This is a genomic window from Psychrobacter sp. CAL346-MNA-CIBAN-0220, from assembly GCF_040309805.1.
Taxonomy (GTDB): Bacteria; Pseudomonadota; Gammaproteobacteria; order Pseudomonadales; family Moraxellaceae; genus Psychrobacter.
Map to the genome: position 1 here is coordinate 1 of NZ_JBEOPF010000139.1, position 281 is coordinate 281.

Sequence of the window (281 nt, forward strand, 5' to 3'; positions counted from 1 at the left end):
ATTTAAAAGTCAGCTTTTTACTCGCGGGTATGCTTACCTTAACAGCGTGCTCAGATGATGTTGCCTCTGTAAGCCTTGGACTATTTACCACCAAGGATGTAATTGTAAATTCGCAACAAGACCCTTTAGTTACTGGGGTAACGTGCCATATTAGCCATATTGAAGCTAATTTAGATTTTTCAGACCCTTCTGATATGTCAATTTCGTGTCGGCAAACCGGGGTTATTACCGCAGAGCAATTACAGCAGATTGATCAGAGTAAATCTGGAGAAGTGGTATTT

1 protein-coding gene is annotated in these 281 nt (G+C 40.6%); it reads left to right on the forward strand.

The features are described 5' to 3' along the window. A partial coding sequence (locus AAEY88_RS13040) for a CreA family protein (protein WP_350563064.1) occupies nt 1-281 on the forward strand: 281 nt, incomplete at both ends.